This is a genomic window from Actinomadura barringtoniae (assembly GCF_017573505.1).
Lineage (GTDB): Bacteria > Actinomycetota > Actinomycetes > Streptosporangiales > Streptosporangiaceae > Spirillospora > Spirillospora barringtoniae.
On the sequence record NZ_JAGEOJ010000001.1, the window covers coordinates 770,440 to 794,744 of the forward strand.

Genomic DNA, 24,305 nt, shown 5'->3' on the forward strand with positions numbered 1-24,305 from the left:
TCAGGGCCCCCGGCATCCGAGGGCCCCGAGCCAGGAGTCAGGACTTGCCGGGTGTCATGCCTTACAGACCGGGAGCGACTCCGCCCACGTCTTCTCGCAGAGCTTCTTCTTCCACGTGGTCTGGCCCGCGATCGCCGGAGCGCTCTGGCTCTTCGGATCCGCCTGAACGTAGGCCCGCAACTCGCTGTCCGAGAGCGGCTGCCTGCCGACGACCGGAGGAATGGCCGACCACTCGGCACCGATCTTCGAGACGCCGTCCGACAGCTCGAACTCGTTGTTGTCGCGCAGGTAGTCGTAGCTCGCCCAGTTATAGCGAGGCGCCGAACCCCACGGGTCCGCCCAGAAGGCCCAGTTCCGGCTCTGGTCGTAACCGAAGATGGTGAAGAAGTGCCCGCCGCCTCCCTTCCAGGAAATGCGGTTGTAGACGGGCCGGTGAGCGTCCACCTCCGCCTTGAGGTCCTCAAAGCTCAAGGGACGGCCGAAGACCACCCCGTTCTTCAGCCCGAGCAGATGCCAGGCCGTCATCGCCCTCCAGGAGTTCTGCGGCTCGTTCGGACAGTCGTCACCCGGCTTCTTGCCGAGCGCCAGCTTGCAGAACGCCCGCTCGGAGACGTCCTTCCCGAGGAAGGCGGCGATGGTGCTGCCGGTCGCGTCCCAGCACCACTGGTCCTGCTCCTGAACGCGCTGCTGGATCGGAACGGTCGTGGCCGTGTCGGAGACCGCCCCCGGGAACTCCTTCTGCCCCCAAGGCTCGGTGTCGGTCTGCTGTCCCGGCCCCGGAGGTGGAGTTGGCGATCCTCGTTCCGGCCCGAGCGGAATCCCACCCGCCAGCCGATCACGGTCGTACGCGCTGCCCGGCTGCATCCGGCCGTACCGCGCCCGCACCAGCCGCTGGTAGAGATCCGTGGTCACGCTCCCCGGCCCGACCCCGCGCCGCGCCTCCTCGTTGAGCGGCATGACGTTCCCCGCCCCGAGCGCGTACCACGCGTTGATCTGCGGTTCCTTGAACACCACCCGCCCGGGCCGCGACTGCGCCAGCGAGGCCGCCTCCGCACCACCACTGCTGATCTGAACGACCTGCCAGCCGCCCGGCCTCTTGGCGATCGTCACGACCGCCCGCTGCCCGTCCGCCGCACCCGCCTCGACCGCGAGGTGGTCGAACGAGGCCACCGGCGCCTGCGGGTCGGTCACGAACCTCGGCGTCAGCAGATAGACGGCGCGCAACTCCCCGTACAGCCGAGGCCGCACCTCCCCCGCCCTCATCGCCCGCCGCTGCGGGCCGTGCAGGAAGAAGCTCCGCAACGTGTTGCCGACCTCGGGCCGCGACACCGCCTTGCGCGCCGCCCCGAGGTCGGCGCGAGTCGGCGCCCCCGACCAGGCGACGGGTCCGGCCTGCGCGGCTCCCTGCCCCGCCGCCACAGCACCTACCGCGACGGGACCGGCGAGCGCCGCAAGAACGACCACCGAGTACTTCATGTGGCCGCCCTCTCGCCGATGTGCGTGATGGCGCCCGTCATGACCCACAGGTCATTCGCGACCAGGTAGTCGAAGCTCGCCCACTGGTAGTTGTCGGCCGTCGGCCACGGGTCGCCCCAGTAGACCCACTTCTTCTTGGCGTCGTAGCCGTACACGGGCAGCATGTGCCCGCCGCCCACGGTCCAGTTGACCCGCACCGCCACGGGACGCCCGACGTCGATCTCGGCCTTGATCTCGTCGAACGAGATCGGCCCGTCCACCAGCCTCCCCGGCGCGATCCCCAGCTGCCTGAACCCCGCCTGCATCCGATCAAGCTTCGCCGCCTGACTCTTCGGCACATCGCACTTGGCCTCGCTGAACGCCTTCGCGCAGAAGACGTTCGGATCCACCTTCCTGCCATCGAACGTGGCGATCGTCGCCCCCGTGGCGGCCCAGCTCCCCGCCACGTGCCGCTGGTTCTGCAGATCAATCCTCAGCAGCTTGGACTGCGCCGCGTCTTCCTTCGGCGCGTCCACCCAGGTGTTGCTCCCGTACGGCTCAGCGCTGTCCACCGTCGCGGGCGGCGGCGACGGAGCGCTCAACGCCCGTGCCCGCGCGCCCGCCGCTTGGAACGAGAACGCCGTCGCGGCGATGACCGCCGCGACCCCCAGCTTCCGGAACTGTCGATTCACGGAAAGGTGCTCCCCTCTCTTCGACCAGCCCGCATGATCTTGATCGGGAAGCACCGCTGTCAGCCGGCCACACGCCTCTTGATCATTCCTGACCCCGGGAAATGATCACTTGACCCGCACCCGCCCGGCGGCCGACCTGCCGGACCACCCGGCCGGACGGCCTTCTACTCATCTGCGGCCCGCCTCCGCCGCGAGCACGCCGAGCGCCGCCTGCAGCGCCTTCCGCTGGGCGGCGCTCAACCCGGCGGTGATCTCCTCGTCCAGCGAACGAGCCGCCTCCCCGCACGCCTGCAGCAGTTCCCTCCCGTGCCCCGTCAGCGTGAGGACCTGCCGCCTCCTGTCGCGCGGATCCCGTACGCGCTCGATGGCACCCAAGCCCTCCAGGTGATCGGCCAGCGCCACCACCAGGCTCGGTGCCACGCCCAGCCGCGCGGCCAGGTCCTGCTGCGAGGCGACCTCCCCCGCGCTGAGCGCCGTCAGCAGCCCGGCGTGCTTGGGCTTGAGGTCATGGGCCGCGATCCGTTCGGCGAACCGGTCCGCGACCACCGCGCCAACGGTCCCCAGCCGGAACGCGAGGGTCTCAGGAAGCTTGACATCGTTCACAACCCCAACGATAGCTTCCACTTAGTCATTCACACTATGAACGTTTTGAGGTCCGAACGGTGCTCCCCCTGCGCGCGGGCGGGTGACTAGGCGGTGAAGCGCGGGAAATGGTCGTCCGGAAGGGTTTCTCCGGTGGTCAGGCCCAGCGGATCGGTTACAGGGTGCGCGGGTTCGGCGGCCAGTCTCAGGTCCGCGTCGACGTAGATGACGACGTGGGCGATGCGCGGGTCGTCGGTGAAATTGGGCGTGGCGCAGTGCGCGAGGTGAGAGTTGTGGATCGTGCAGTCGCCCGCGCGCAGCGGCACGGTGACGCGCTGCTCCCACTGGAGTTCGGGCGCGACGGCGAACATGTCACCGTGGTCGGAGAGGTCTTGGGCGCGCAGGCCGTTCAGGCGCTGGGAGCCGGGGATGAACGTCATGCAGCCGCGGTCGACCGGCACGTCCACCAGCGCCACCCAGGCCGAGAGCGCGTGCCGCGAGCCGGTGTGCGGCCAGTACGGCTGATCCTGGTGGAACTCGGTCGCGGCCCCGTTGCGCGGCTCCTTGATCAGCAGCTGGTCGTGCCAGAGGCGCAGCGGAACGCCGGCCAGCCGGGTCGCGATGGCCGCCAGGTCGGGGTTCAGGGTGAGCTCGCGCAGCGTCTCGTCGTGCCGCCACAGCTGGAGGAGCTGGGTGAAGATCGCCCCGTCGTGGTGGTCGCCGATGGTCTCGCGGGCTGCCGACGCCGCTGCGGCGTAGCGGGCGGCGTCAGTGCGGGAGATGACTCCGGGCAGGTGGACGAAACCATCACGGCGGTACGCTGACACGGTTTCGTCGGTGAGGTCGTCCGGCGTGGTACGTGGTTGTGCGGCGGCGACGGTCATGCCTGTCTTCCTTGTCTTCCGGGGGTGGCGTCTCGATAACTGTCGCCATTTCGGGGCTCGCACGGCTAGCACGAGAGACCGACAGCACTAGCACAATCTTGACCGGGAGAGGCGGCCTCGATGCATCGTGTGCGGCTGGCGGAGGTCTTCCCGGACGGCGGGCCGCCCATCGCCGCCGAACGCTTCGAGCTGCGCAGCGACACCTCCGCCCACAGCCACGACTTCATCGAGCTCGCCGTCGTCACGGGCGGCACCGCGACGCACGTCTCGGCCGCGGGCGAACGGCACCTGGACCGGGGCTCGGTGACGATGCTCCGGCCGGGCGACTGGCACGGCTACCACGACTGCCACCGGTTGATCGTCTACAACCTCTACGTCAGCCCCGAGGCGTTCCGGCGCGAGCTGGCCTGGATGCGCGCCGACCCGAACCTCGGCCCGATGCTCCACACCGCCGGCCGATCCGACCGCCCGCTGCGACTGCACCCGACCGCACTGCCCATCGTCGAAACCGGCCTGACCGAAACCGCGAGCCAACCGCGTTCATCCCTTCAGCCCGGACCGGCCTACGCCATGCGGGTGGGGCTGCTGCTCTGCCTGCTCGGCGGCACGGCGGCCTCCGGCCCCACGGACGCCGCCGATCACGCTCACCCCGCCGTGCCGGCCGCCGCGCAACTGCTGGAGAACGACATCCAGCATGCCTGGAACCTGGACGACCTCGCCGCCGCCGTGAACGTGTCGGCCCCCTACCTCGCGCGCCTGTTCACCGCGCAACTCGGCGTCCCGCCCATGACCTACCTCGGCAGGCTGCGGGCGGAACGCGCGGCCGCGCTGCTCATCGAGTCCGACCTGCCCGTGGCCACGATCGGACGGCTCGTCGGCTGGCACGACCCCAACTACGCCAGCCGCCGTTTCCGGCACTTCTTCGCTCTCAGCCCGGCCGCCTACCGCACCCGGTTCCGCCCGAGCGATCCCTAGGCTCCGCGTTCACTCGCGTCGGGTGATGCTCGGCGGGGCCGTATCCGTTCACCCTGCGGGGGACGTGGCACGCGGGGTGCCCGGGCGGAGGTGCGGTAGATGCGGCACAGACTCGTTTCGGTGATGGCCGCCGTGACCCTCACGACGGCGGGTCTGGTTGCGGCCGGGTGCTCGGGCGAAGGGGGCGGAACGCGGGCCGAATCGCCGTCGGTGAGCAGGAGCGGCGAGTTCGCGCCCAGCCGTACGGCCAATCCCCCGGAACGCGAGAACGCCTCGCCGAGCCCGTCCAAGTCTCCATCCCAGAAGCCGTCCGAGGAGCCCGCGCCGACCCGTACGTCGGTGACGCGGACGGTCAAACCGACGGCCACGGAGACGGCCACGGCGACCTCGTCGGTGACCGAACGGGCGACGGCGACCGTGACGCAGACGGCCACCGCGACCGAACCGGCGCTGCCGGCGGGCGCCGGTTCGCAGACGCCGTCCGAGAGCGACGGCAACTCCTCGCTGCTGTGGCTCTGGATCCTGCTCGCCGTCATCGCCGGTGGCCTGATCGCCGGGCTTGTCTACGCCACCCGGAAGCGTTCGAAGGCCGAGGAGAACTGGGAGTCGCAGGTGGCCGCCGCCTGCGCGCAGGGCGCCACCCTGCGGGACGCGATCAGGGCGGCCGTCCTGCTGCCTCCCGGGCCCGAGGCCGACGCCCGGTGGACCGACATCCAGCGGAGCACCGACGGCCTGAGCCAGAAGTTCTACCTGCTGCGCGACACCGCGCCGAGCGAGGAGGAAGGGCTCCGCGTCGACGACGCGATCGCCGCCCTGCAGTCGATCCGGCTGGCGCTGGCTTCGGCCTCGGGCAGCTCTCCCGGCGAGGAGGAAACGGCGAACCACCGGAGCATGCAGGCCAACTTGCAGACGTTCGACTACGCCCTCGCCGCACTGCGCGCACGCGCCGCCGTATGACCGGATAGCGTCCATTTTCCTACGACTACCGGCCTATTGAGCTGCGGAAACAGCGGCCGGACCCTTGAGGGATGAACGAGCGGACACTCCACCAGCCGGGCACCGACCTCGACAACCCCACCGAATGGGACGTGTCGTTGATGGTGGTCGGCGACTCCATCAGCCACGGCTCCAGCGGCGACTGGACCTGGCGGTACCGCTTCTGGAAGCACCTGCGCGCGAGCGAGGTGAAGGTCGACTTCGTCGGGCCGAAGAAGCATCTCGACAACATCCGTACCGAGGAGGTCGGCGACGGCGACCTCACCTACGCCGACCCCGGGTTCGACCGCGACCACGACGCGCAGTGGGGGCAGCCCTACAAGACCGCCAAGGACACCATCGGCGAGCATGTGGCGGCCCATCGCCCCGACTTCGTCCTGGTCCTGCTCGGCATCAACGACATCGTGTGGTTCGGCATCGAGCCGCCCGAGTTCGAGTCGAACCTGCGCGAGTTCATCGCCAACGCGCGCGCCGGGAACCCCGAGGTCCGCCTCATCCTGGGCACGATCCTCGACACCCGCCGCGCCGCCGAGGACCACCGGTTCGACCGGCGTGTGATGTGGTGCAACAACAAGATCCGCGCCCTGGCGGCCGAGCTGCGGACGCCGCGTTCACCGATCGAGGTGGCCGACACCGCCGTGGAGTTCGCCGCCGACCTGCACACCTGGGACGGCACCCATCCGAACCCGAACGGCGAGGTCCGGATCGCGGCGGCCTTCGCCGACGTCCTCGCGCAGCGCTTCGGCGTCGGCCGCACCTACCCCAGGCCCTATCCCGACATCGCACCCATCCCGGACCAGGCCAAGGCCCCGAGCGCCGGACGGCGCCGCGCACCGACCTGACCGGCCCACCGCACCCACCTGACCGGCCCGCCGCACCCGGGCGACCGACGCTCCACGCCACGCGGCGACACTCCAACGCCTACGCGACCTTTATCGAGGCCACACGGTTCGTTGATCTTGTCTGGCGGTGATCGCGGCAACACATCTGATCATGAAGGCTCGGGTGATGGCCGGCGCGGTGGCGCTGGCGGTGGCGGCGTCGGCGCTCGCCGCGTGCGGGAACGACGAGAAGGAGGCCGCCGAGGCGCGCCTCGCCAAGGCCAGGGCCGCGAAGGCGGCGTGGGACGCCAAGGTCGCGGCCGCCTCCAAGGTGGAGGCGAACGAGGCGGGCGACGTGCCGGTACTGATGTACCACCGCATCGTCGACCATCCCGGTGTACCGGAGGACCGTTCGCCCGCGCGGTTCCGCGCCGATCTGGAACGGCTCGCGCGCGAGGGCTACGTGCCGGTCACCGCGGCCGAGTACGTGTCCGGGCGGATCGCGATCCCGGCCGGGACGCACCCGGTGGTGCTGACCTTCGACGACTCCTCGGCCTCGCAGCTGGAGCTCGACCGGAACGGCGTCCCCGGCAAGGACTCGGCGGCCGGCATCATCCGTTCGGTCGCCGCCGCGCACCCCGGCTTCCGTCCCGTGGCCACCTACTTCGTCACCCGCGACATGTTCCAGCTGGACGACAAGGCCGAGCAGCGCAAGGCACTGGAGTGGCTCGGGCGGAACGGTTTCGAGATCGGCAACCACACCAAGGACCACCTCGACCTGGGCCACCGTTCCAAGGGCCAGGTCACCGAGCAGGTCGCGGCCGGGCAGGCGCTGATCACCGGGCTGGGCGCGCCGACGCCGACCACGCTCGCGCTGCCGTACGGCAACGAGCCGAAGAAGGAACGCTGGGCCGACCACGGCACGGCCGCCAAGACCAGCTACGACTACGCCGGGGTCTTTCTGGCCGGTTACACGCCGTCCCCGTCGCCGTTCGCCCGCCGCTTCGACCCGCTCGCCATTCCACGCATCCGCGCCGGGGGCACCAAGGGCGACTGCGCGGCGTTCTGCTCAACGGGCTGGCTCGACAACCTCAAGCAGCACCCCGCCGACCGCTACACCTCCGACGGCGACCCCACGACGGTCACCGTCCCGGCGCACAAGGTCGAAGAGCTCTCGAAGGCCTACCGTGCCAAGGCGCTCACCTACAAGACGAGCTGAACGCCGCCGACCGCTGCCGACCGCTGCCGTACGCAGCAGCCCTACGGCGCCTGCACCTGCATCTGCATTCGCCCCGACCAGGCCAAGTCAAGGTAAAAACCCGCGTGGCCACTAGCGTGCTCCATCCCCTTGACACAAAGGGCTGACGGGGTGATGACCGATTCTTTAATGATCAACTATAGGTATCTGTGCAGGTCAGGGGTCTTCCTTTCTGTCGGGCCGTAACCATAGGCTTGTGCGTATGGTGATCAAACAACCACGTAGGGTCACCACGAGGCCGCCCCGCGATCTCAGACCGCGCGTCTGATTTCGGCCAGCAGGAAAGAGCGTGACAAATGAACACCATGCAAGTCCCCCAAGAGCGCCCCGACGTCGCAGAGAGGAGCCGGGCCATGGCGGCCACCGTCCATGTCCTGGCCAGGGAGGCCGATCATCACCTGACCCGGCTGCACCAGATCCTCCAGCACCTGGAGAGCCTCTCGGAGGACGTCCCCGGCGCACCCCCGTCCCCCGTCGCCACCGACCTCGCCCCCGACTGCCGATCCAAGCTCACCAACCGCGAACGCCAGGTCCTGGAGCTCCTCGTCCGCGGATCGTCCAACCGGCGCATCGCCCGAGCCCTCAACATCTCCGAGCCCACCGTCAAGAACCATCTGCACTCGGTGTTCCAGAAGCTCGACGTCGCCGACCGCACCCAGGCCATCGCGAAAGTGCTGGGCGCCCCTCGCCCGGCACCGGTTCCGCTGCGGCCGATCGCCCCCAACTACAGTCGCCCCACGTAATCCCCCATCCCCTGCGCTCGGCGCTCCTGATCACCGCGATCTCACTATCTCGCTGATCTCGCTGATCTCGCTGGTTCCCGCGCCGTTCGCCCTGGCCACCCGCGCGCCCTGCCCCCGCGCCCGGTACGGCCTTGTGAGGTTGAATGGCCGGATGCCGAGCATCGTTCCCCCCGTTGTTCCGTCCGGGCGGCTCAGCGCCGCCGACCAGCCCACGATCAAGACCGGCACCGGGCTGGAGCTGCGCCCCTGGACGGCACGGGACGCCCCTCTCCTCTACGCCGCGCGCCAGGACGAAGGCGTGCGGCGCTGGAGCATGCGCGCCATCGACTCGGTGTCGGAGGCGGAAGAGCTGATCGCCTCGTTCGGCAGCGGGTGGAAGGCCGAGAAGTCGGCCGCCTGGGCGGTCACGCGGGACGGCGAGGTGCTCGGCCACGTCGGGCTCCGCACGATCAGCCTCGATGACGGCGTCGCCGAGTGCGCCTACTGGGTGCTGCCGGCGGCACGCGGTCGGGGGATCGCGCCGCAGAGCCTGCTGGCGCTGTCGAACTGGTGCTTCGAGACGGTCGGCCTGCACCGCATCGAGCTCTACCACTCCACGCGGAACGCGGCGTCCTGCCAGGTGGCCGAGAAGACCGGCTACGCGCTGGAGGGCACCCTGCGCGAGGCGCTGCGCCACGAGGACGGCTGGCACGACATGCACATCCACGCGCGCCTCGACGAACGGGACTGATCCCCCTTGTCACTCAGATGACAAACCAGGGAGAACCGGACGCATTCGCGCGACAAGAGTGAGGCCTGCGGCGTCACTAGCATGAGCGGCCCCAGAGATACGCCAGCCTCCGGAAAGTGGGTCGGGCATGTCGATCGCGCCTGTGTCCAAGACGGACCTCGAGCTGTTCATGGAGCTCGAGCCGACCGTGGAGAAGGAGGTGAACCGGCATGTCTCGATGGCGGAGGAATGGTTCCCGCACGAATACGTCCCCTACAGCGACGGGCGCACCTACAGCGGCGTCCTGGACGGCGAGGGCTGGGAGCCGGGCGACTCCAAGGTGTCGCCGGAGTCCCGCGAGGCACTGCTGGTCAACCTGCTGACCGAGGACAACCTGCCCGGCTACCACTTCGCGCTGCGCAGCGTCTTCGGGCAGGACGGCGCGTACGGCTACTGGACCAACCGGTGGACCGCCGAGGAGAACCGGCACGGCATCGTCATCCGCGACTACCTGACGGTGACCCGGGCGATCGACCCCGTCGTGCTGGAGCGCGCCAGGATGGCGCACCTGCAGGTCGGCTACGCGATGCCGCACGGCGCGGACATGCTGCGCGGCGCGACGTACGTGGCGTTCCAGGAACTGGCGACGCGCATCTCGCACCGCAACACCGGCCGGGCGTCCGGCGACCCGCTGTGCGAGCAGATGATGGCGCGGGTGGCCAAGGACGAGAACCTGCACATGATCTTCTACCGGAACTTCATCGGCGCCGCGTTCGAGGCCTCGCCGAGCCAGGCGGTGAAGGCCGTCGCGGACGTGGTCACCACGTTCGAGATGCCGGGCAACACCATCGACGGCTTCCTGCGCAAGTCCGTCCAGATCGCCAATGCCGGGATCTACGACCTGCGCCTGCACCACGACGAGGTCGTGGCGCCGATCCTGCGCAAGTGGGGCGTGTTCGAGCTGACCGGGCTGGACGACGAGGCCGAGCAGGCCCGCGAGACGCTCGCCACCTACATGGCCGGGCTCGACGCGGCCGCGACCAAGTTCGAGGAGCGCCGGGCCGAGCGCGCCGCCCGCAAGGCCGCACGACAGTCGTGACCGCTCAGTAGGCGTGGCCGTTCGGCGGACGGGACCGGAAAGCCCCGAGTGACCTAACAGACATTGCTGTTCGACTAAATGTCCAATATAACTCGACGGTGGGACTCAGGCATGTGGCCGCAGTGTGTCTTGCCGTCGCGGCGCCGCGCGCCGTCGTCACGCCGCAGGTGAATGCTGACTCGCCTGCGGCGTGCTGATGTCCGTGTCCGGTTGGAGTCGGCTCCGTCACGAGGTTGATGCCATGATCGACGACGAGCTGCGCGACTTCGAGCGCGCCACGTTCACCCACGACGGCAAGACCCGCACCATCTACCGCCAGGGCGTCGGGCCCGCCGTGATCGTGATGGCGGAGATCCCCGGCATCAGCCCCAAGGTCGCCGACTTCGCCCGGATGGTCGCCGGGATCGGCTGTACGGCCGTGATGCCGCACCTGTTCGGCGCCCAGCCCGGCCGCGACCCGAACCCGTCCGCGCACGGCATGGCCGCCGCCGGCGCCTACGCGGCACAGACCATGATCCCGCTGTGCGTCAGCAGGGAGTTCACGGTGATGGCGACCGGCAAGTCCTCGCCGGTCATCGACTGGCTGCGCGCCCTGGCCGCCACCGAGCACGAACGCTGCGGCGGACCGGGCGTCGGCGCGGTCGGCATGTGCTTCACCGGCGGCTTCGCGCTCGCCATGGCCGCCGACGACCGGCTGCTCGCCCCCGTTCTGTCGCAGCCGTCCCTGCCGCTCGGCCTCACCCGCAAGCAGCGCGCCGCGATCGACATCTCCCCCGACGAACTGGCCACCGTCAAGAAGCGCTGCGCCGAGGGCCTGGAGGTCCTGGGGCTGCGCTTCACCGGCGACCGCCTCGTGCCCAAGGAACGCTTCGCCACCCTGCGCCGCGAGCTCGGCGACGCGTTCATCGCGATCGAGCTGGACGACGCCGACGCCAACCCGGACGCCGCTCTGAAGCCCCATTCGGTCCTCACCGAGCACCTCATCGACGAGCCCGGCCAGCCCACCCGCGACGCCGTCGACCAGGTCCTCGCTCACTTCCGCCGAAGGCTCCTCAACCGGGTCTGACCTGGCTTTTCAGCACGCCCGCCCCGCGGCCCGGCATCTGCCGGGCCGCTTTCGTCGTGCCCCTTTCGCGCCCCGCTCACGCCTTGTCGTGGATGCTTCCGTAAGTCTAGCCTAACCGTTCGTCGAGACTTACGGACACGTCCACAACGAGGAGACGACATGAGCATCGAGCCGATCCAGGACAAGGTCACCGTGAACGCGCCGGTCGAGCGGGCGTTCGGGGTGTTCACCGCGAAGCTGGGCGACTGGTGGCCGGCGCAGTACCACATCGGCGAGGCCGAGATGGCGACCGCCGTTCTGGAGCCGAAGGCCGGCGGGCGCTGGTACGAGCGCGGCGTCGACGGCAGCGAGTGCGACTGGGGCAGGGTCCTGGCCTGGGAACCGTCCGGCCGGCTGGTCATCACCTGGCAGATCAACGGCATGTGGCAGTTCGACCCCGACCCCGAGCACGCCAGCGAGATCGAGATCCGCTTCACCGCGGACGGCCCCGGCCGGACCACGGTCGAGATGGAGCACAGCGCGCTCGACCGGCTCGTCGGTGGCGAGTCGATCCGCGAGACGATCGGCGGCGCGGGCGGCTGGACGAGCGTTCTGGAGAACTACGTCAAGGTCGTGGAGAACGAGCCCAAGTGACCGGCGCGGCGGCTAGGCGGGCGGGAGCGGGAGGATCCGGTCCATCAGGCCGTGCAGGTAGCGGCGGAAGTCCTGCACATCGGCGGCGGTGAGGTGCATGCCCTCACCGTGCGCCTCGCCGTGCGGGCCGCTGTGCATGACGCCGTTGCTGAGGAACCCCGACACCAGCCACGGGATCGTCCACAGCACGTAGTCGACGTCCAGGTCCTCGGGCACCGCGTGGCGCAGCAGGTCGGCCATGAAGGTGAACGAGGGCCGGGCGTACTTCTCCTCCACCTCGGTGATGTCGATCGCGTCGCCCATCCGGCGGTGCAGCCAGAGCGACACCAGTTGCGGGTTGTCGGCGTAGAAGTCCAGGTAGGCGTCCAGCAGCCGGGTCATGGCGGGCTTGGTCGGGGCGAAGGCGGCGACCGCGTCGGCGACCGCCGCCTGCTCCTCGCTGTGCATGCGCCGCATGACGGCCTTGTAGAGCTCGGACTTGCTACCGACCTTGTCACGCAGCGTGGCGGCGTCCGTCCCCGCGGCATCGGCGATCAGCCCCAGCGAGGAGCCGTCGAACCCGAGTTCCGCGAACATCTGCGTCGCCGCGCCGATGATCCTCTCGTCGTCCACTTCGGTCACCGTCATCTGAACATTGTAATGAACGCCCTGGTCAGCGGCCTTTCAACAGATATCCAACGATCTGCATGGCACTGAGTCCGGGTGTGTGCGGCGGGTCAGCCGTTCCCGTCGGTTCGGCTTTCCGGTCAGCTTTCCGGTCAGTTCAGGCGTTCCTGCCAGAGCCGGACCTGCCGCCAGGTGACGCCACCGTCGGTGGTCATCGACAGCGGGTGGTAGAGCGAGCAGCCGGTCTTGCCCTTGGCGCACCGTCCGTAGGCCGCCAGGGCCCAGCCCGTACGGCCGTCGGGCGCGAACGTGACGCTGCCGGCGCCCTCGGGCAGTCCGGAGGGACGCAGGTCGGGCGTGGCCATCGCGGCCGCGCGGTGAGCGGGGACGCGGTAGGCGTGGCCTCCTGCGGTGTCGACCACCAGCGGGCCGCCGCCCGCCGCGGCCACCGGGACGCGCACGCCGGGTCCGGTCCTGCCGTGCACGCTGACGCGGTTGGTCTCGGTCCAGCTGCGCCCCTTGTCGGTGGACGTCAACAGCGCGACCTGGGTCTGGTCGGACTTGGTCACCAGCGTGACCGGCAGGACGCCGCCGGTCGGCGGCGCGACGGCCTTGCTGTCGAACGAGCCGTCGACCTTCACCGTGGTCGTGGTCCAGTGACGGCCCTGGTCGGTGGACGAACTAAGGCCGGACCCGCCGGACCCGCCGTCCTTGCCGTCTCCGCCGGACCCGCCGGACCCGCCGTCGCCCGCGACCCAGATGCGGCCGTTGGATTCCATGCTGAGCTCACCGGCGGGTGCCGCGCTCGCTGACCAGGACGCGCCGCCGTCGCTCGTGGCGAGGAGGGTGGCGGAAGGAAGAATCCGTGAGGTCTGTGCGAGCACCGCACCGTGCCGGGCGTCACCGGCGGCGGCGCTGAGGCTCGCGTACTCCGGACCGTTCATGGTGCCGCGGGTCCAGGTGCGGCCGCCGTCACTGGTACGCGCGGTCGTCAGCGTGGAGCCGGAGGACGCGGTCGCGAAGCCGTGCAGCGCGTCGGTGAAGTGCGCGGCGCGCACCGTGCTGGTGGGCAGCGGCGCCCTGGTGTCGGTGAACGTCCTGCCACCGTCGCTCGTGACCAGTAGCCGGTCGGCGGTCAGCACCCAGCCGAACGAGGGGGTGACCAGTGCCGCGTCGACCGGCGGTGTGCCTCCGGTCTCCGATGCCGGGGCTCCCGCCCACATGCCCTGCCCTGTGCCGCATCCGGCGAGGGCGAGAACGGCGAGCGAGAGGGGAATGAGCTTGCGCATCGTCGTCACCTCCCTCTCACTCGCAGCCCTGCGGGCTGGTCAGGTTGTCGGGACCGGGATAGACGGGACCGTTGGAGCAGTCACTGTCGACGTTCATCGTCACGCCGTTCCAGGTTTCGTTGTGGCCGCCCTGGTATTGCTTGTGACGCTGCCGTTGCGTCCAGTTACCGGCCGGGATGCACGACAGGTCCGAGGTGCTCTTCACGCCGTTCCAGCTCGCCCCGTGGATGAAGTCGGGAACGTTGGCGATGGTGGAATAGGAGTTCAGTCCCGAAGCGCAGCTGGAACCGTAGACTCCGGCACGTTGGGCGGGCGCCACGTGCAATTGGTACACCCAGCCGTCGATGAATGATTTCGTCGCGTTCAGGCACCCGCCATTCGTGGTGTCGAACCCTTCCAGGTCGTAGATCATCGGCGCGTCGGTGGTGTCCCAGCCGAGCCCGGCCGCGACGTTGTAGACGGCCTTGGCCTCGGCGCGGCCCTGGTCGTAGGCGGTCGCGGTGCTGGTGCTGAACCTGCTCGGGAAGCCGGTGCACGGCGCCTGCGGGCCGACCCACAGCGGCAGGAACTTGTAGCCCATCGTCCGCAGCTGGCCGACTTCGGCGCTGGACCAGCGCTTGCATCCGCTGCCATAGGACGAGCCGCCGAGATACAGGCCCATGTTCCAGTACGGGGTGTTGCTCCAGAACGCCTGTGCCTTCGCGATGGACGCGGCGCACGCGTCCCAGCCCATATGAATACTGTTTCCATATGAGGCCCGGGCGGGTGGTGGAGAAACAAAGATCATTCCAGTGAGGGCGGCCGCGATCGCGGCCGTCCATGCCCTCAGGGAGCGGGGCATGCGGTCACCTCCAAGGTGGAAATCGCATGACGAAACAGGCTGATTGTGAATGCGTTCTGAAGGCATTTCCTGAAGGTGATCTGCCAGATTTCGCGCACGGCTTATGGCACCAATCGCCCGTGCCTTCGGCGTCCGGCTAGAGTGGGCGAGGTGGCGGCAGAGTTGACGAGCGCGCGGGTGGACGTCTGGATCTGGGCGATCCGGCTGGCCAAGACGCGCTCGATCGCGTCCGAGGCCTGCAAGGGCGGTCACATCCGGGTGAACGGCGTCCGCGCCAAGCCCTCCCAGGCCGTCAAGATCGGCGACGAGGTCCGCGTCCGCCGCGAGGGCTACGAGCAGATCGTCATCGTGTCCAAGATCATCGTGAAGCGCGTCGGCGCCCCGGTCGCCGTCCAGTGCTACGAGGACAAGAGCCCGCCGCCCCCGCCCCGCGATGCCATCGCCCCCGCCGGCTTCCGCGACCGCGGTGCGGGCCGTCCCACCAAGCGCGAGCGCCGCACCATCGAGCGCCTCTTCGGCCGCACCAAACGCTGACGAGCGTTCACTAGACCCCGACCCCCTAGTGGATGGGCGCGGTCTTGTGCTCGACGATCAGCCGCATGGCCTCGTCGCGATCGTGGCGCGCGACCGCCTCGACCAGGGCGACGTGCAACTCCAGGCGGTGGCGCAGGTAGGGCAGGTGCGGTTCGTCGCCGTCGGGCTGAACGCTCAGCGTGTGCGCCTCGATCAGGTCGAGCAGGCTGGCGTACAGCGAACGCAGCAGGGCGTGCGGGCTGGCGGCGGCGATGCGGGCGTGCAGGCGCCAGTTCGCGCGGGTGAACGCGGTGGCGTCGCCCGCGTCCACGGCCCGTTCCATCTCGGCGAGGATCTCGCGCATCTCGGCGATGCCCGCCGGGGACACGTGCCACAGGGCGTCCTCGATGAGCAGCGGGTCGAGGGCATCGCGGATGCGGATCGCCTCGGCGACCGAGGTCTCCTCGGCGTCCAGCGCGAGCACGCTGTTGCCGAGGCGGGCCATCGGCGACTGCTCGGCGGCGAAGAGACCGCCGCCGGGCCCGGGGCGGACGGCGACCAGCCCGCGCGCCTGGAGCAGGCGCAGCGCCTCGTTGAACGTGCTGACCGAGACCCCGCACAGGGCGCGCAGGTCGCTCTTGGTGCCCAGATGCGCGCCGGGCTCGGCCGCGCCGGCCAGCCCGGCGATGCGGTCCGCGGCCTGCTCCGCTCGTCCTGTCGCCACCCGGCCTCCCTAAATCATCATGCACATTAGCAGGTGGGCGGGTTGACTCCCCTCTTCATCAGGCGGCATGATCGACCTAATCATCATGCTTGTTTATGGACCATGCTTGTTACGGACAGGGAGCCCGCCATGCGGATCGCCAACCTCGCCGGTCGCCTCGTCCTCGTGAGCGAGGGCCGGGCCGTGGACGTCGAACGGGTCAGCGGCGGCAGGTTCGGAGCGGACCCGCAGGCCGTCTACGCCGACTGGGAGGCGTTCCGCGAGTGGGCCGCCGAGGCCGCCGCAGGCGCCGGGGGCGGACTGCCCGAGGGCGAGGCGTTCTCCCCCGCCGACCTCGGCGCGCCCGCGCCCGCGCCGCGCCAGGTACTCGCGATCGGGCTGAACTACCGCGAGCACGCGGCCGAGTCGGGCTTCGACGTGCCCGACGGCCTGCCGCCGGTGTTCACCAAGTTCGCCACCGCGATCACCGGGCCGGTCACCGACGTCGTGCTGCCGCCGGACGGCCACACCGACTGGGAGGTCGAGCTCGTCGCGGTGATCGGCAAGCAGGCGCGCAACGTCGCCGAGGCCGACGCCTGGGACCACGTCGCCGGGCTGACGGTCGGGCAGGACATCTCCGAGCGAGTCTCGCAGCTGGCCGGTCCGGCGCCGCAGTTCAGCCTCGGCAAGTCGTTCCCCGGCTTCGCCCCGACCGGACCGTGGCTGGTCACGCCCGACGAGTTCGCCAACCCGGGAGACCTGGAGCTGGGCTCGGCGATCAACGGCGAGGAGGTCCAGAAGGGCCGCACCCGCGACCTGATCTTCTCGGTGCCCAAGCTGGTCGAGCGCCTGTCGGCCGTGCTCCCGCTGCTGCCCGGCGACCTGATCTTCACCGGCACCCCGGCGGGCGTCGGGCTCGGCCGCAACCCGCAGCGCTGGCTCGCCGAGGGTGACGAGCTGGTCAGCTACGTCGAGGGCATCGGCGAGCTGCGCCAGCGCTTCGTCACCGCCTAGCCCTTCGCCTCAGCCCGTCCCGTCCCGTCCCGTCTCGTCCCGTCCCGTCCCGTCCCGTCAGACCTTCCTCTCGGCCTGGGCCTTGCGGTCGAGGTAGGTCCAGCCGGCGTCGATCTGGCTGTCCGCCCAGCACTCCGCGCGCTTGGCGGCGGCCTCGTCGGCGCCCGAGTACACCTGGATCGGCCCGGCCGCCATCGCCGCGAGCTGGGTCTGGCAGGCGCGGTCCAGCAGCACGGCGTGCATCACCGCGGCCTGAACGCTGGTCCCGGCCGCCACCAGCCCGTGCTTGGGCATCAGCGCGGCGGGCGCGCCGCCGAGCGTCTCGGCGAGCGCCCGCCCGAGCTCGGGCGTGGTGATCAGCCCGCCGGTCAGGGTGAAGCGCGGCGCGTCCTCGCCCTCGAAGATCGTCGCGTCGTGCGAGATCGGGAGCAGGGGCGTGCCGAGCGCCGCGAACGCGACCGCCGAACGGCCGTGCGTGTGGACCGTGGCGTTCAAGTCGGGCCGGGCGCGCAGGATCTCCAGGTGGATGTGGCATTCCTTGTGGGGCTTGCCCGCGCCCTCCAGCACCTCTGCGTCGAACGACACCAGCTGCGTACGGCCCTCGTCGATCTCCTCGAAGCCCCAGCCGGGCGCCTTGATCCAGATGCCGCGCCCGTCGGGGTCCCGTACGGCCGCGTGGCCCCACACCATGTCGCTCTGCCCGGCCGCGGCCAGGCTGTTGTTCGCCCGGATCGCCAGGTCCCGGGCATCGGCGGCGGCCGTCAACGCAGCGCCTCGATCGCGTCGGCGGCCAGCCGTTCACCCGTACGGGCGACGTCGCCGACCCGGCGCACGCCGCGCGCGGTCACGACGGCGATGTGCTCGCTCGGCCCGCCGTGGATGCTGGTGAACGCGACGCCGACCGGGATGTGCACGAAGTCGCCCGGCGCGAGCTCCACCGTGCCGCGCTGCGTGACGAGCGTGCGGTGCCCGGCGACCTGGTACTGGATCTCGTCGGCGTTCCGGATCCGCCGGTAGACGCGGCCGTCGCCGGAGGCGTGCAGCGCGCGCCCGATGTGCACGTGCGAGGAGGTGTAGAGCCAGGTCATGCCCGGAACGTCGGCCGGCCGCAGCACCTGGATCCGTTCGGGCTCGTCCTTGGCGTGCTCCAGCAGGGTGAGCTCGTCGGTCGGCGCCATCACCACGTCGTGGCCCGGCCCGGCGAGGCACTCGGTGATCAGCTCGTTCGTGATGACCGGCTCCCAGCCCTCGAACGGCGGGATCAGCACCTCCGACGTCCGCGCGGACGGCACCAGCTCGTCGACCGGCGCCGGAACGTAGAACAGCAGGTGAACGTCCTCGCGCCCGAAGTTGTCGTGCGCGACGCCGACCGGGATGCGGGAGAAGTCGCCGGGGCCGAGCTCGACCGTGCCGAGGTCGGTCATCAGCGTCCGCCGCCCGGCGATCTGGAACGAGATCTCGGCCGCGTCGACGTTGCGGTGGTAGAACGACTGGCGCCCGTGCATCGTCCGCCATTCCAGGCGCAGATGATCGCTCCCGTAGATGGCGGTCGCCGGATGCTCGCCCTCGTCGTCTCCGCCGTCTCCGTCGTCTCCGTCGTCTCCGTCGTCTTCGATCGGCTTGGGCGGAGGCCGTTCCAGCTGCTCGACGTCGCAGTGCACCACCTCGATCGGCGGATGGTCGCGGCACAGTTTCGCCGAACCCGGCGGGACGGGATCGGCGAGCAAAAGATCCTCTTGACGGTCGATCAGCCTCGGTTCGCCGTCAAAAGGGAAGGTCTCGAAGCGTTCCTGAACGGTGCTCATGGCGGGGGTGCTCCTCTCAGGAGAAATCCGAGCTTGCCAGGGTCGGGGCGGGCACGCCGACCTGCGGCCGGAACCGGCCCCGAGTGGATGTACCCGGAACACTGTCGATCGTGGATCAACTCGTGCTGGTGTTCCTGGTGCTGTTCGCCACGATCATGGCCGAACCGCTGAGCCGTCGCATCGGGCTGTCGTCGGCGGTGCTCATGACGGTGTTCGGCATCGTGCTCGCGCTGATCCCCCGGGTGCCCGAGATCCACATCGAGCCCGAGCTGATCCTGCCGCTCGTTCTGCCGCCGCTGCTGTACGCGTCGGCGCGGCGCACGTCGTGGCGGCAGTTCGCGGAGAACTGGGCGCCGATCCTGATGCGGGCCGTCGTGCTGGTCATCCTCACCGCGGCGGCCGTCGCGGCGGTGTTCCACGCCTGGTACCCGGGGCTGCCGCTCGCCGCCGCCGTCGCGCTCGGCGCACTGGTCGCGCCGCCCGACCCGATCGCCGCGACCGCGATGGCGTCCAAGCTCGGGCTGCCGCGCCGCCTGGTGTCGGTGCTGGAGGGCGAGGGCCTGTTCAACGACGTGACCGCAGTGGTCCTTTACGGCCTGGCCGTGAAGGCCGTGGTCACCGGCAAGTTCTCCACGCTCGGCGCGCTCGGGGAGTTCGTGCTGTCGGCCGTGGTCGCGGTCATCGTCGGCCTCGCGCTCGGCTGGATCGGCAGCCGCCTCATGAACCGCCTGGACGAGGCCGCATGGAAGGTCGCGCTGAGCCTGCTCCTCCCGTTCGCCGCGTACGGGATCGCCGAGGCCTGGGAGGGCTCGGCGGTCCTGGCCGTCCTGGTGTGCGCGCTCTACCTGACCGACGCCGTCGCCGACTCCGGCGACAGTGCCTACCGGATCGTCGGCGACTCGTTCTGGGAGATCACCGAGATGCTGGTCAGCGGCTTCGCGTTCGGGCTGATCGGGCTGGAGCTCAGCGCGGTGCTTGACGTCGTCGGCCACGACTGGACGCGGCTGATCGGCGGCGCGGCCGCCGTCGTCGGCGTCGTGGTCGGGCTCCGCCTCGTCTGGCTGCTCGGCACGTGGGCGCTCCTCGGGCCGTGGCGGAACGACCGGGACGCCGACGAGCCGTACACCTGGAAGGAAACGATCGTGACCTGGTGGGCGGGCATGCGCGGGGTGGCCACCGTCGCCCTGGCGCTCGCGGTCCCGCTCACCACCGACAGCAACGCCGCGTTCCCCGGCCGCGCCGAGATCCTCTTCACCGCGTTCACCGTCGTGCTCTTCACCCTGCTGCTGCAGGGCCCGACGCTCCCCCTCGTCGTACGGCTGACGGGCGTGCACGCCGACACCGAGGCCGAGCGCAAGCTGGAGCGCCAACTCTGGGGCCGCGTCCTGCAAGCGGAGCTGTCCCGCCTGAAGCAGATCGCCGAGACCCAGGACCTGCCCGACGACCTGTACGAGCGCATGCGCGACCGCTTCATGCACCGCCTGGCCCGCGCCGACCCCGAGGCCGCCGACGAGGACGCCAAGGCCAACGCCCAGAAGGAGCTCCAACTGGTCGGCCGCATGCGGGACATCTCCAGCGAGGTCCTGGCCGCCGGCCGCGACGAGGCCATGGCCGCCCGCCGCGAGCCCGGCATGCCCCCCGACCTGGTAGACCGCGTCATGCGCCGCCTGGACCTACGAGCAGGCCCCATCCGCTGAGCCGGCCGCTCGGGGCGCACCTGAACCGGCCACTCGGGGTGGTCCTGAGTCGGCCGCTCGGGGTGCCCTTGAGCCGGCCGCTCGGAACGCCCGGGTCGGTCGGTCCTAGGACGATCTACCCGGGGTTCCTGGTCCCCGCGCCCGACGCGCTGCCGGGGTCTGATCGCGAGCATGATGACCATGACCACGACACAAGAACGCGGACCGGACCAGGCCGCGAGATCGTCAGCGGGTTCGACCCCCGCGTGGGCCGCTCTCGTCGCGGCGAGCGTCGGCCAGTTCCTGGTCGTGCTGGACATCTCCGTCGTCAACGTCGCGCTGCCCGGCATCCGGAGCGGGCTGGACCTCGGCGCGACCGGCCTGCAGTGGGTGGTCAACGCCTACTCGCTCACGTTCGCGGGCTTCCTGCTGCTGGGCGGCCGCGCCGCCGACCTGTTCGGCCGCAAGCTGATCTTCCTCATCGGCCTCGGCATCTTCACCCTCGCCAGCCTGGCGGGCGGACTGGCCCCCGACGGCGGCATGCTGATCGCCGCCCGTGCCGCACAGGGCCTGGGCGCCGCGATCATCGCTCCCGTCACGCTCTCCATGATCACCGCCACGTTCCCCGCGGGTCCGGCCCGTACCAAGGCGATCGCGCTCTGGACCGCGGTCGGCACGGCGGGCGGCGCGACGGGCGGCCTGGTCGGCGGCGTGCTGACCGACTACCTGAGCTGGCGCTGGGTGCTGCTGATCAACGTGCCGGTCGGCGCCATCGTGGCCGTCGTCGCGCTCCTGTGGCTGCGGAACGAGCGCGAAGCGGGCGTTCGGCCCCGCCTGGACCTGCCCGGCGCCGTGCTCGTCACCGCCGGTGTCGCGCTGCTCGACTTCGGGATCGGCCGTACGGAAAGCCACGGCTGGGGCTCGGCCCAATCACTGCTCCCCCTCGTGGGCGGCCTGGTCGCCCTGGCCGCGTTCGTCCTGGTGGAGTCCCGTACAGCAGAGCCACTGGTCCCCCTGCGCCTGTTCCGCCTGCGCAGCGTCGCGGTCGGCAACCTCACGACGCTGGTCAGCATGATGGCGGGCTTCGCGCTCTGGTACTTCCTGTCGCTCTACATGCAGAACGTGCTGCACTACAGCGCCGTCCGCACCGGCCTGTCGTTCCTCCCGCACACCGCCGGGATCATCATCGGCTCCAAGCTCGCGCCCGGCCTCATGGCCCGCATCGACGCCCGGATCCTCGCCGCGACCGGCGGCCTGATGACCGCCGCCGGCTTCTTCTGGCAGAGCGCCGTCCTGAATGAGAACGGCACGTTCCTCGGCTCCATCCTCGGCCCCGGCTTCGTCATGGCCCTCGGCTTCGGCCTCCTCATGACCCCGCTGGTGGAGGCCTCGACCACGGGCGCCTCATCGTCCGAGGCCGGCGCGGTGGCGGGGATCGTCAACACCTCCCGCACCATCGGCGGTGCGATCGGCCTCACGATCCTCGCCTCCGCCGCCGCCAGGTCCTCGAACCTCGCCGACGGCTACGCCACCGCGTTCCTGGTCGCCGCGGTGATCACCGCCGTGGGAACGGCCCTGGTGGCCCTGCTCCCCCGGCCGCAGCGCTCATAGCCCGTGCTTGCGGTGCTGCTCGACGGCGCGCTCGATGTCCTCCTGAACCAGGTCGGCATTGAGCGCCGCCGCCGCTTTCACACCGCCCGCCGCAGCGCTGATCACCTGCGCCATCGGATCCACGACGTTCCCCACCGCCCAGACTCCGAACTCGCTGGTCCGCCCGAACGCGTCCACCTGCACCTGCCCGTTCTCGACGTCGACCTCGACCTCGCAGCCGAGCTCCCGCAGCAGTTCGTCGTTCGGCACGAACCGAGGCGCCACGAACACCGCCTCCCGCTCGACGGCGTTCCCGTCGCTCATCCGCACCGAACCGTCCTCGACCGCCGCGACGACGCCCTCCACGACCCGGATGTCCCTTGCGGCCAGCCGCTGCCGTTCCTCATCCGACAGCTCGTACCCGCGCGGGAAGAACACAACGTCGTCCGACCACTGCCGAACGAGCTCCACCTGGTGAAGCACCATCCCGCTCCCGTACACCTCAGGATGCGCCAGAACCCCCACCGGCCGGTCGCGTACCTCCCACCCGTGGCAGTAAGGGCAGTGCAGAACGGTCTTGCCCCACCCTTCCTGCAACCCCGGCACGTCTGGCAGCACGTCCTTCAGCCCCGAAGCCACGAGAATCCTCCGCGCCCTCAGGACCCTGCCGCTCTCCAGCCGTACGAAGAACCCCGGATCGATCCCGACGACCCGATCGTCGATGACCTCCCCGCCGTACCCCTCGACCTCGCCCCGCCCGACCTTCAGCAGGTCACCGGGCGCCATCCCGTCCCGCGACAGGTACCCGTGCATGTGCTCGGCCGGAGCATTGCGCGGGCTCCCGGCGTCCACCACGGCCACTCTCCGCCGGGCCCGCGACAACACCAGCGCCCCGCTCAGCCCGCCGGCGCCGCCACCCACCACGACCACGTCGTATACGTCGTTCATCGACGATCACCTCCACTCCGGAGAGTGCCTCACCACGCCGAAATCGAGCAACAGTAGTTGCCACTTCAGCAACACCGATAGCGTCCTCACCTGAACGCCGTCGTCACCCTGTGCGGTCTGGCCGGAGCCGGGAAGACCACCTACGCCCGCCGCAACCGGTCGTCCTGGACATGAGCTTCTGGAGCCGAGCGGCCCGCGACCGCTACAAGGCCTTGATCGAGGAGCACGGCGGCACGTGGAGCCTCATCTACCTCAAGGCCGACCGCGACACGCTCCGACAACGCCTGGCCATCCGCAACAGCCAGAACGGTCCGAACAACGTCACCGTCTCCGACGAGCTACTCGACCGCTACGTCGCCACCTTCGAGGAATCCCACAACGAGACCGAGCAGATCCTCGTTCAGGACCTGACGCTACGCACGAGCGAATCTGGCGCGGTAGGCGGAGGGGCTGAGGCCCGTCTGCCGACGCAACTGAGTCCGCAGGTTGGCGGTCGTTCCCAGGCCGCTGGCTCGGGCCACCGCGTCCAGGCGGAGTTCCCCGTTCTCGATGAGCCGGCACGCAAGCGTGATGCGTTCGGCGGTGAGCCAGGCGAGCGGCGTAGTGCCGAGTTCAGCCTGGAAGCGGCGATGAAGAGTAGCGGGGCTGATCGCGGCGCGCCCTGCGAGGTCCGTGACAGTCAGCGGTCGATCGAGGCGTTCCTGAGCCCAGGCGAGAACAGGTGCCAGCGAGGTGTCCGGGATCTCGGGCACGGGACGTTCGATGAACTGGCGCTGCCCACCATCTCGATGCACGGCGAAGACCAAGCGGCGAGCAACGGCGTTGGCGATCTCCGCCCCATGGTCACGGCGAATCAGGTGCAACCCGAGATCGAGCGCCGCCGCACTGCCTGCAGCGGTCAGAACGTCCCCGTCGTCAACAAAGAGCACATCGGGCTCAAGCTGTACACCGGGAAAGGTCGCTCGAAACAGCTCGGCCCAGCGCCAGTGGGTGGCGGCCCTGCGACCGTCCAGCACGCCCGCCGCAGCGAGGGTGAACGCCCCCGTACAGAAGCTCACCAGCCGAGCCCCTCGCCGAGCCGCCCTTTGGATCGCGTCCACGACGGCCTGGCGCGGCGCGCTCTCCGGATCGGGCCGGTTGGGCACGATCACGGTGTCCGCCTGATCGACCGCTTCCAGCCCGGGAACCCCGACCATCGTGAACATGCCCGCATGCATGACGGTGGTCCCTGCGGCGGCGAGCGTGAAGTCGTACCAGGGAACGCCCAACTCCGGCCTGCGCAGCCCGAACAGCTCGGTCGCGACCCCCAGCTCGAACGGATTCGAACCGTCGTCGACGATCATCACGACTCGATGAGAGGATCCATGCGACATATGCGATTCCTAGCACTGACGACGTGGTGCGGGC

General features: G+C 70.2%; 25 protein-coding genes and 1 pseudogene. 14 read left to right on the top strand and 12 right to left on the bottom strand.

Features of this window, described 5'->3' with window-relative positions:
- Window positions 1–54: 54 nt before the first annotated feature.
- The 4 genes from J4573_RS03450 to J4573_RS03465 form a co-directional block, all read right to left on the bottom strand.
- A complete protein-coding gene (locus J4573_RS03450; RefSeq protein ID WP_208253697.1) occupies window positions 55–1,476 on the bottom strand; it encodes a papain-like cysteine protease family protein in 1,422 nt (473 codons plus the stop codon).
- Window positions 1,473–2,147: a C39 family peptidase gene (locus tag J4573_RS03455; RefSeq protein WP_208253698.1), complete on the bottom strand. Its 675-nt coding sequence runs from the start codon at window positions 2,145–2,147 to the stop codon at window positions 1,473–1,475. Before J4573_RS03455 ends, J4573_RS03450 begins: the two co-directional genes overlap by 4 nt.
- A 168-nt stretch (window positions 2,148–2,315) precedes the next feature.
- Window positions 2,316–2,750 (bottom strand): MarR family winged helix-turn-helix transcriptional regulator, encoded by a 435-nt coding sequence (locus J4573_RS03460; RefSeq protein WP_307796465.1) that lies wholly within the window; start codon window positions 2,748–2,750, stop codon window positions 2,316–2,318.
- Between the two features lie 86 nt (window positions 2,751–2,836).
- A complete protein-coding gene (locus J4573_RS03465; protein ID WP_208253699.1) occupies window positions 2,837–3,613 on the bottom strand; it encodes a phytanoyl-CoA dioxygenase family protein in 777 nt (258 codons plus the stop codon).
- Between the two features lie 120 nt (window positions 3,614–3,733).
- Between J4573_RS03465 and J4573_RS03470 the strand changes: the two genes are divergently transcribed.
- From J4573_RS03470 to J4573_RS03510, 9 genes are all read left to right on the top strand, one after another.
- Window positions 3,734–4,588 (top strand): helix-turn-helix transcriptional regulator, encoded by an 855-nt coding sequence (locus J4573_RS03470; RefSeq protein WP_208253700.1) that lies wholly within the window; start codon window positions 3,734–3,736, stop codon window positions 4,586–4,588.
- A 99-nt stretch (window positions 4,589–4,687) separates the two neighbouring features.
- Entirely contained in the window at window positions 4,688–5,545 is an 858-nt protein-coding gene (locus tag J4573_RS03475) for a hypothetical protein (RefSeq protein WP_208253701.1), read from the top strand.
- A gap of 71 nt (window positions 5,546–5,616) precedes the next feature.
- Window positions 5,617–6,426 (top strand): GDSL-type esterase/lipase family protein, encoded by an 810-nt coding sequence (locus J4573_RS03480; protein WP_208253702.1) that lies wholly within the window; start codon window positions 5,617–5,619, stop codon window positions 6,424–6,426.
- 151 nt (window positions 6,427–6,577) lie between these two features.
- A complete protein-coding gene (locus tag J4573_RS03485) occupies window positions 6,578–7,624 on the top strand; it encodes a polysaccharide deacetylase family protein (RefSeq protein ID WP_208253703.1) in 1,047 nt (348 codons plus the stop codon).
- Between the two features lie 392 nt (window positions 7,625–8,016).
- Complete coding sequence (locus J4573_RS55140) at window positions 8,017–8,406, top strand: response regulator transcription factor (RefSeq protein ID WP_279575326.1); 390 nt, start codon at window positions 8,017–8,019, stop codon at window positions 8,404–8,406.
- A 151-nt stretch (window positions 8,407–8,557) separates the two neighbouring features.
- Entirely contained in the window at window positions 8,558–9,136 is a 579-nt protein-coding gene (locus J4573_RS03495) for a GNAT family N-acetyltransferase (protein WP_208253705.1), read from the top strand.
- A 127-nt stretch (window positions 9,137–9,263) separates the two neighbouring features.
- Window positions 9,264–10,214, top strand: a complete 951-nt coding sequence (locus tag J4573_RS03500; protein ID WP_208253706.1) for an acyl-ACP desaturase — start codon at window positions 9,264–9,266, stop codon at window positions 10,212–10,214.
- Window positions 10,215–10,455: 241 nt separating this feature from the next.
- Window positions 10,456–11,280, top strand: a complete 825-nt coding sequence (locus J4573_RS03505; protein WP_208253707.1) for a dienelactone hydrolase family protein — start codon at window positions 10,456–10,458, stop codon at window positions 11,278–11,280.
- A 159-nt stretch (window positions 11,281–11,439) separates the two neighbouring features.
- On the top strand, window positions 11,440–11,913 hold the full coding sequence (locus tag J4573_RS03510; RefSeq protein WP_208253708.1) for an SRPBCC family protein: 474 nt from the start codon (window positions 11,440–11,442) through the stop codon (window positions 11,911–11,913).
- A 12-nt stretch (window positions 11,914–11,925) separates the two neighbouring features.
- Here the strand turns inward: J4573_RS03510 and J4573_RS03515 are convergent, their stop codons facing one another.
- The 3 genes from J4573_RS03515 to J4573_RS03525 form a co-directional block, all read right to left on the bottom strand.
- Window positions 11,926–12,540, bottom strand: coding sequence for a TetR/AcrR family transcriptional regulator (locus tag J4573_RS03515; protein WP_208253709.1), 615 nt, complete (start codon window positions 12,538–12,540; stop codon window positions 11,926–11,928).
- A gap of 131 nt (window positions 12,541–12,671) precedes the next feature.
- Complete coding sequence (locus tag J4573_RS03520) at window positions 12,672–13,808, bottom strand: WD40/YVTN/BNR-like repeat-containing protein (protein ID WP_208253710.1); 1,137 nt, start codon at window positions 13,806–13,808, stop codon at window positions 12,672–12,674.
- Between the two features lie 16 nt (window positions 13,809–13,824).
- Entirely contained in the window at window positions 13,825–14,541 is a 717-nt protein-coding gene (locus J4573_RS03525; protein ID WP_208253711.1) for a glycoside hydrolase domain-containing protein, read from the bottom strand.
- Between the two features lie 258 nt (window positions 14,542–14,799).
- Between J4573_RS03525 and J4573_RS03530 the strand changes: the two genes are divergently transcribed.
- Window positions 14,800–15,183 (top strand): RNA-binding S4 domain-containing protein, encoded by a 384-nt coding sequence (locus J4573_RS03530; protein ID WP_307796466.1) that lies wholly within the window; start codon window positions 14,800–14,802, stop codon window positions 15,181–15,183.
- Between the two features lie 25 nt (window positions 15,184–15,208).
- On the opposite strand, the gene J4573_RS03535 is transcribed toward J4573_RS03530, so the two are convergent.
- On the bottom strand, window positions 15,209–15,886 hold the full coding sequence (locus J4573_RS03535) for a FadR/GntR family transcriptional regulator (RefSeq protein WP_208253712.1): 678 nt from the start codon (window positions 15,884–15,886) through the stop codon (window positions 15,209–15,211).
- Window positions 15,887–16,015: 129 nt separating this feature from the next.
- On the opposite strand from J4573_RS03535, the gene J4573_RS03540 reads away from it, so the two are divergent.
- Window positions 16,016–16,879, top strand: a complete 864-nt coding sequence (locus J4573_RS03540; RefSeq protein WP_208253713.1) for a fumarylacetoacetate hydrolase family protein — start codon at window positions 16,016–16,018, stop codon at window positions 16,877–16,879.
- 57 nt (window positions 16,880–16,936) lie between these two features.
- Here the strand turns inward: J4573_RS03540 and J4573_RS03545 are convergent, their stop codons facing one another.
- Together J4573_RS03545 and J4573_RS03550 are read right to left on the bottom strand one after the other, a co-directional pair.
- Complete coding sequence (locus J4573_RS03545; RefSeq protein WP_243772314.1) at window positions 16,937–17,644, bottom strand: class II aldolase/adducin family protein; 708 nt, start codon at window positions 17,642–17,644, stop codon at window positions 16,937–16,939.
- On the bottom strand, window positions 17,641–18,684 hold the full coding sequence (locus J4573_RS03550; protein WP_208253714.1) for a cupin domain-containing protein: 1,044 nt from the start codon (window positions 18,682–18,684) through the stop codon (window positions 17,641–17,643). The genes J4573_RS03545 and J4573_RS03550 overlap by 4 nt, the downstream gene beginning before the upstream one ends.
- A 110-nt stretch (window positions 18,685–18,794) precedes the next feature.
- Here J4573_RS03550 and J4573_RS03555 point away from each other — a divergent pair, with 110 nt between their 5' ends.
- Both J4573_RS03555 and J4573_RS03560 read left to right on the top strand, forming a co-directional pair.
- Window positions 18,795–20,381, top strand: coding sequence for a Na+/H+ antiporter (locus tag J4573_RS03555; RefSeq protein ID WP_208253715.1), 1,587 nt, complete (start codon window positions 18,795–18,797; stop codon window positions 20,379–20,381).
- A 180-nt stretch (window positions 20,382–20,561) separates the two neighbouring features.
- Window positions 20,562–21,971: a DHA2 family efflux MFS transporter permease subunit gene (locus tag J4573_RS03560; RefSeq protein ID WP_208253716.1), complete on the top strand. Its 1,410-nt coding sequence runs from the start codon at window positions 20,562–20,564 to the stop codon at window positions 21,969–21,971.
- Here the strand turns inward: J4573_RS03560 and J4573_RS03565 are convergent.
- Entirely contained in the window at window positions 21,966–22,898 is a 933-nt protein-coding gene (locus tag J4573_RS03565) for an NAD(P)/FAD-dependent oxidoreductase (protein ID WP_208253717.1), read from the bottom strand. The two genes, J4573_RS03560 and J4573_RS03565, sit on opposite strands and share 6 nt — an antisense overlap.
- A 110-nt stretch (window positions 22,899–23,008) precedes the next feature.
- Here J4573_RS03565 and J4573_RS56605 point away from each other — a divergent pair.
- Window positions 23,009–23,257: pseudogene (locus J4573_RS56605) on the top strand (P-loop nucleotide/nucleoside kinase family protein); the annotation flags it as partial.
- Between the two features lie 54 nt (window positions 23,258–23,311).
- Here J4573_RS56605 and J4573_RS03575 read toward each other — a convergent pair.
- A complete protein-coding gene (locus J4573_RS03575; protein WP_243772453.1) occupies window positions 23,312–24,241 on the bottom strand; it encodes a helix-turn-helix domain-containing protein in 930 nt (309 codons plus the stop codon).
- Between the last annotated feature and the right edge of the window lie 64 nt (window positions 24,242–24,305).